The sequence below is a fragment of the Mesorhizobium sp. M7A.F.Ca.ET.027.03.2.1 genome, from assembly GCF_003999175.1.
Taxonomy (GTDB): Bacteria; Pseudomonadota; Alphaproteobacteria; order Rhizobiales; family Rhizobiaceae; genus Mesorhizobium.
In genome coordinates, this window is the sequence record NZ_RZOM01000311.1 from 1 (window position 1) to 5,916 (window position 5,916).

7 protein-coding genes are annotated in these 5,916 nt (G+C 54.5%); 6 read left to right on the plus strand and 1 reads right to left on the minus strand.

The genetic code is table 11. The annotated features are described in order from the left end of the window. The first annotated feature begins 425 nt into the window (after nt 1-425). The 3 genes from EN750_RS15505 (at nt 426) to EN750_RS41680 (ending at nt 3,637) form a co-directional block, all read left to right on the plus strand. The gene (locus EN750_RS15505) at nt 426-2,813 is read left to right on the plus strand and encodes an SIR2 family protein (RefSeq protein WP_127396942.1); all 2,388 of its coding nucleotides are present in this window, start codon (nt 426-428) and stop codon (nt 2,811-2,813) included. A 320-nt stretch (nt 2,814-3,133) separates the two neighbouring features. Continuing rightward, nucleotides 3,134-3,439 (plus strand): NAD(P)H-dependent oxidoreductase, encoded by a 306-nt coding sequence (locus tag EN750_RS41675; protein ID WP_348629595.1) that lies wholly within the window; start codon nt 3,134-3,136, stop codon nt 3,437-3,439. Nucleotides 3,440-3,502: 63 nt separating this feature from the next. Then, the gene (locus EN750_RS41680; RefSeq protein WP_348629596.1) at nt 3,503-3,637 is read left to right on the plus strand and encodes a hypothetical protein; all 135 of its coding nucleotides are present in this window, start codon (nt 3,503-3,505) and stop codon (nt 3,635-3,637) included. Nucleotides 3,638-3,653: 16 nt separating this feature from the next. On the opposite strand, the gene EN750_RS15515 is transcribed toward EN750_RS41680, so the two are convergent. After that, nucleotides 3,654-4,067, minus strand: a complete 414-nt coding sequence (locus tag EN750_RS15515) for a Kazal-type serine protease inhibitor (protein WP_127396943.1) — start codon at nt 4,065-4,067, stop codon at nt 3,654-3,656. A 491-nt stretch (nt 4,068-4,558) separates the two neighbouring features. Between EN750_RS15515 and EN750_RS15520 the strand changes: the two genes are divergently transcribed. The 3 genes from EN750_RS15520 (at nt 4,559) to EN750_RS15530 (ending at nt 5,913) form a co-directional block, all read left to right on the plus strand. Beyond that, nucleotides 4,559-4,771, plus strand: a complete 213-nt coding sequence (locus tag EN750_RS15520) for a cold-shock protein (RefSeq protein WP_006202520.1) — start codon at nt 4,559-4,561, stop codon at nt 4,769-4,771. A 320-nt stretch (nt 4,772-5,091) separates the two neighbouring features. Next, on the plus strand, nt 5,092-5,304 hold the full coding sequence (locus tag EN750_RS15525; RefSeq protein WP_013530020.1) for a cold-shock protein: 213 nt from the start codon (nt 5,092-5,094) through the stop codon (nt 5,302-5,304). A gap of 177 nt (nt 5,305-5,481) precedes the next feature. Further along, nucleotides 5,482-5,913 carry a BA14K family protein gene (locus EN750_RS15530; protein WP_127396944.1) on the plus strand — a complete coding sequence of 144 codons (432 nt, stop codon included), beginning with the start codon at nt 5,482-5,484 and terminating at the stop codon, nt 5,911-5,913. The last annotated feature ends 3 nt before the right edge of the window (nt 5,914-5,916 follow it).

Sequence of the window (5,916 nt, forward strand, 5' to 3'; positions counted from 1 at the left end):
ATGCAGGACAGTATCCCTCCCGCCGTTGCCATCAATTGCTCGCTGAAGGCCTCCGGCGACGCGGCCAAGATCGTGCATCAGCGTGCTGAGATTGTTGAGGAAATCGGGATCCTTGGGCTGTAACCGCACCGACTGTTGGATCAGTTCGAGCCGTTCGGCGCTGTCCGCTCGAGTCTGTGTGTGAAGCTCTTCTCTGATCTGTGTTAGTGGGAAACCTGCCGTGTTCTACAGGCCACCCGAGGCTAGGCAAGTACGATGCCGTGCAGGACCCACACCAGCAACCGAGCGGACCCGGGAATAACGCGTCCAAACCCAGCTTCAATTCTGACCCTGTCCACAATAAAGACCAGCCTTTGAACTCACAGCCCTAGCGAGCATGAGCGAGACATCTTAAGCTGTCGACTAGAGGCGCATGGGGACTATCAATGTCATTCAACGAAATATTTAAGCAACCAGCATACACGCTTTTGCGCAAAGCGATAAGCGAACACATAGCGCCACTTACTTTGGTAATAGGTTCCGGCGCGAGTAAACCGGCTGGCCTACCGGATTGGCAGGGTCTCAGACGCCTCATTCAGTTGCATTTGGACAACCTTCGTGATGCCAAATGGGATGAGGATCCCAAGTTTGATGACATAAAATTTCGGGTTGCTAAAGCTTCTGATGACTACTGGTCATTTTTTGATGCCGCGCGTGAACTCCTAACTCCGGCTACCTTTAATGGGATCGTTAGAAATGCTCTAGATATCCCTCACGACATCTCCTCTACGACCTATGAGCGGCTCTTCGAATTGAATCCAAGGGGCGTTGTTACCCTAAATCTAGACAGACTTACGGGCGAGGCTTTCTCGAAATCCAATCAAGGAGAGTACATCCTCCCTATATATGGATTCGACCTCTCAAAGAAATGGCACGTTATAACAGACGAAAGACCATTTCTCGTGTATATACACGGGCACGTCTCCGATTCAGATACATGGGTGCTAACAAAGCATCAATTGAATCAACTTCGGGCAACGAAGGCACACGAACTCTTTCTTTCATACTTATACCTAAATTACACTGTAATATTCTATGGGATAAGCGTAGATGACCTAGCCATATCCGAGAGACTCGTTTCTCTGAAAGAGTCGGGCTTTGAGGCCCCCCGGCTTTTCTGGCTAACAAATCGGAAAGATCAGCAGGCAAGCAAGTGGGCGTCAGATAACAACGTTCAACGTATATTTTATACTGCGAACAAAGATTCCGATCACAGCTCCGTTGTCAACGCGATTGTCAATGATATTAATTCATTCAAGTCACATGATGTTGAAATAGAGCCCACAAGTCCCGCCCGAATTTTCGACACCGAGCTACGCAATAGCGAAGATCCGAGATCTATTGCAAACAAAAATCCAGAGGACGTCCGTAAGATTCTATCGAATCTACTTGCTGAAGAGATAGGTAGTAGCAACGGCTCCGACGTATATGACATCTTTGAAAGATTTTCTGAGAAATATGATTTTGCGATTCAAACTAGATCATTTTATAGAGCCAAAGGAGAATCTGATAGGTATTTTTTTGGATACAAACTCCACTTCCCCGAACTGGGCAAGGGAAATTTTGGATCCGTCTACCTAGCAGAGACAAAGGACGGAGACTTCTTTGCCTTGAAGATAATGCACAGCCACATTTTGCAGGCCAGGGAAATGCTGGGCGGGTTTCGCCGTGGTGTGAATTCAATGAAAATATTGACTATGAATAAAGTGGCTGGCGTCGTGCCGCTTATAGAAGCGTTCGAGATGCCGCCGACTCTTGTGATGAGCCACGTCGCAGGAAACAGTCTAGAGGAGCTATTTTCTGAGATATCTAGGTATTCTTGGCGGTTTAAACTCAAGATAATATCTGGAGTTGCAAGCATTGTTGATTCTTGCCACAAATTGCCCGAAATGGTTCTACATAGAGATATAAAGCCATCTAACATTATGTTGGAAGGTCTTGACTTTGAATCTATGGATTACTCTAATGTATTCGTTCTGGACTTCGACATGTCTTGGCACAAAGGCTCAAGCGAAAAGGACGTCGTTTTTGAGTCTCGGGATGATTTTGGGTACTTGGCACCGGAACAGACAAGCTCCTCAATGGTCAGCTCGGCGCGCTCAACAAAGGTTGATAGTTTTGGGTTGGGAATTACTACATATGCTCTCTTCGGGGGGCAACACCCAATCCCAGGGCAATATATGAGTGAAGCCTGGATGAACAAAATAAGGGCAGCAACCCGGTCAAGGTACGACGGCAACTGGAAATGCTTCCCTGAGCGACTAGCGCGTGCGATTTTTGGAGCTACCACGTTCGAGCAGGAGAGACGATTGGACTTTTCAAGTCTTAAGAGCCGACTAGAGAAGGTGAATTCTACAATCCTCTCTAGTAAAGAGGTAGCGATTGATATTATCGCTGAGGAGATTTTATGTCGTATCGCTGACGGAAGAGAATACCTGTGGGACGACATCCTGGATAAGGGAAAGGTTGGGTTTGTTGACGGCTTTTCTGTTACCATTTCATCCAACATCGGTGACAGGACTGTCACGATTGAGATAGATTACTTGGACAAGGGATCGAAAGCGCACAAAAAAAGGAATGAGCTTCTCGGGCAATGCAAGGAGGATCTTGACATGTTTTGCAGGGATCGAGGATATAACGTTTCCAGAATTAACTTGAATCATGGACTCCTGGGATTTACTTTAACAATTCACAACTGTAGCTCTGTAAAGGGTTGTTTGGAGGTATCGCGAGGCATATTTTCTGCCATCTCTCCGTCTCTTAATATATACTAGATAAATTGGCAGATGCATGCTCGATTAGAGGTACTGATATCCGAAGGTCGCGGCGGCGCTGCGTGTCGGACCTAAGCATCGCAGCGAGTCTATACCGGCACTGCCGTGGAGTTTGGCCGACATAGACCACCTGACTCGAATACGATCGCGCGGAACCGCGAACGCCTCGCAACGTTGGGCCTGCACAGTCCCCTGCAGGAGCCCAAAGATGTCCCTCACCGCCTTTGCCCTCAATTGTTCGCTGAAAGCCTCCTGCGAAAAGGAAAATCCTCCACGACAAGATCATCGCCGATCTGCTCTCAGCCCTGAAACCGCATTGCGTGAAGGGCGAGGTCGTGCGAGCCCTCGATCATGATATCAAGCCTGGCGTGTTCTCCGACTTGGGCAACGGCGACGACTGGCCGAAGCTGCGCGAGAAGATCGTCGTCGCCGATATCTTCATCCTCGCCCTGCCGATCTGGCTGGGTCAACCATCGAGCGTCGCCAAGCGTGTCATGGAGCGCATGGACGCCTTTCTCGACGAGACCGACGAGAAGGGGCGAATGCCGGCACCCAGCAAGGTGGCACTCGTGGCAATCGTCGGCAATGAGGACGGCGCGCATCATTGCCACGCCGCATGCTTCTAGGCGCTCAACGATGTCGGCTTCACCATTCCGGCCATTGGCGGCGTCTACTGGGTCGGTGAAGCCATGGGCGACGTCAACCATGTCGATCTACCGAAGACACCGAAAGCGGTCGCCGGCATGATCGAGATGGCGGCGTCAAATGCTGCTCATTTGGCCGCGCTGCTGAAGGGCAAGGCCTATGTTGGCGTGGATCAGTAGATCGATCCTTGCCTTCTCAGCACGGCCCGTCGCCAACGACGCGATAGTCCGCGGCACGGGCTTCGCAGGAATTGGGGAAGGTGCGCATCTCGCCATGCCGGCGCGCGCACACCGGCGCATATTCGCGGGTGCAGAACGTCTGCTCTTCACCGCCACCGCCGCCACCACCGCCGTCGCGGCACGGACCGTCGCGCACGATGCGGTAGCCGGCCCGGTCGGCAAGACAGGCATTGGCGAAGGTCTGGCGGTCGCCGCCGCGCCGGGCACAGACCGGCTCGTACTGCTTGCTGCAATATTGCGGCTCGGGCCGTGGCGGACGCGGGCGTGGCCCTGGTCCCTCATCGACGACAACGGTGCAGGCGGCAAGAATTGCCGACAGCAACAAGATGACAAAACCCTGCCGCGAAAAGATTGCCGCCAGAAATTTCATGATGATCTCCCACGATCGGTCCCCGGTTACCGATCCTCGCCATTCCCTTGCCAAATGCAACCCCCGTTTGAGCTCGGCAAACGATAACGGCGCCTGGACCGCAAGGGAGGTCAGCGCGCCGCGATGTCTGGCCCATTCGTGGCCCGGCTCTGGCCGATGACCCGGCCGGCAAGCAAGCCTATGCCGAGCCCATCGATGCTCAGGTCAGTCGATTGATGCGTCGGGATGCGCCAGTACGGCGGCCCGCGGCGGTATCTTGCAACCATCACGTTTCCGTGCGATAAATTCCGTGTTCGGGCATTTGCGACCCGGAGAGCGGAACGTTTTGGACGACCTTTCCCCGATACTGTGAATCTCTGACGGCCCCGTTTTCGGCGGGGGGTTTGACCATGCGCCAATGCATGACTGCCGAAGCAACCACCGGGAACTGCCCTTTGCGCCAGGCGGCGGGCGGGACCACCAAAGACTGAACGGGTGAAGGAGTTTCCCCAATGGCCCAGACCGGCACCGTTAAATTCTTCAACGCGACCAAAGGCTTCGGTTTCATCACGCCCGATGGTGGCGCCAAGGATGTGTTCGTCCATATCTCCGCGATCGAAGCCTCCGGCTTGCGCACGCTCGTCGACGGCCAGAAGGTCACCTTCGACGTCGAGCCGGACCGCATGGGCAAGGGCCCCAAGGCCGTCAACCTCCGCGCAGCCTGACCCATCGGCGCGCCGCATGTCACTCGGACGTGCGACGGAGGCTCCATGCCTGCACCTGGCCTGGAGAGGGATCTGAATTTTGAAAGGCGCGGCGATCTTCGTCGCGCCTTTTCCTTATCGAAGGCGCGGGCCGGTGATGTCGCCCAAGCCGCCAGGTTCTGGGCAACGACTTGCATAAAAACAAAGACCCAAAGCGTGCCCCAACGTGCTTTAGACGCCCGCAAAACTTTCTCTTGCCGATGACGCTAAAATAAAGGACAAATTTCCACTCGGGCATTTGCCGGCCCGAGACTGGAGTTTATGGGACAAAGGAGCTTCCCATGCCGCAGACCGGCACCGTCAAATTCTTCAACCATGCCAAGGGCTTCGGCTTCATCACGCCCGATGATGGCGCGAAGGATGTTTTCGTCCATATTTCAGCCGTGCAGGCGTCCGGCCTTCCCGGCCTGGAGGATGGCCAGAAAGTGTCGTTCGACACCGAGCCGGACAAGCGCGGCAAGGGACCCAAGGCCGTCAACCTGTCGGTCGGCTGAGCCGGCTTGGACCGGCGATGGTTTTCGCTCCCTGGAGGGTGTGTGACCTTTGGCGCCTGTTTTGAATAAATTCGTTGAAATCCGTTCAGCCCCCGTTCAGCCACGGTTGCATATTAGTCTTTGGTAAAGCCGGACCGCATCCCCGAAACTACACGGGCCGGCACGAAGGAGACCGAGATGAACCGAATTTTCAAGACCGCCGTCCTGGCCGCTGCCGTGGTCGCCACCACGCTTTCGGCCTTGCCCGCCGCCAACGCACGTGATTGGCGCCGCCATCATGGCCATCATGGCAACGGCGATGCCATTGCCGCCGGCGTGCTCGGCCTCGCGGCCGGTGCGCTGATCGGTGGCGCATTGGCCAATGACCGCCCGCCGCCCGACGCTGACCGCTACTACGATGACGGTTACTACGATCGTGACGTGGTGGTGCGCCCGGCCCCAGTCCGCCGTTACTATGCGGAGCCGCGGGTGGTCTACGCTGATCTTTATGCCGAGCCGTTGACGAGTGATTGGTACGAATACTGCTCTTACCGCTACCGCACCTTCAATTCCCGCACCGGCACGTTCACCGGCAATGACGGCGAACAGCATTTCTGCACGGCGAACTAAACC

What these genes read in the sequence shown, in the direction of transcription:
- EN750_RS15505 (WP_127396942.1), top strand. Translation starts at nt 426, where the DNA reads ATGTCATTCAACGAAATATTTAAGCAACCAGCATACACGCTTTTGCGC.
- EN750_RS41680 (WP_348629596.1), top strand. Translation starts at nt 3,503, where the DNA reads ATGGGCGACGTCAACCATGTCGATCTACCGAAGACACCGAAAGCGGTC.
- EN750_RS15515 (WP_127396943.1), bottom strand. Translation starts at nt 4,067, where the DNA reads ATGAAATTTCTGGCGGCAATCTTTTCGCGGCAGGGTTTTGTCATCTTG.
- EN750_RS15520 (WP_006202520.1), top strand. Translation starts at nt 4,559, where the DNA reads ATGGCCCAGACCGGCACCGTTAAATTCTTCAACGCGACCAAAGGCTTC.
- EN750_RS15525 (WP_013530020.1), top strand. Translation starts at nt 5,092, where the DNA reads ATGCCGCAGACCGGCACCGTCAAATTCTTCAACCATGCCAAGGGCTTC.
- EN750_RS15530 (WP_127396944.1), top strand. Translation starts at nt 5,482, where the DNA reads ATGAACCGAATTTTCAAGACCGCCGTCCTGGCCGCTGCCGTGGTCGCC.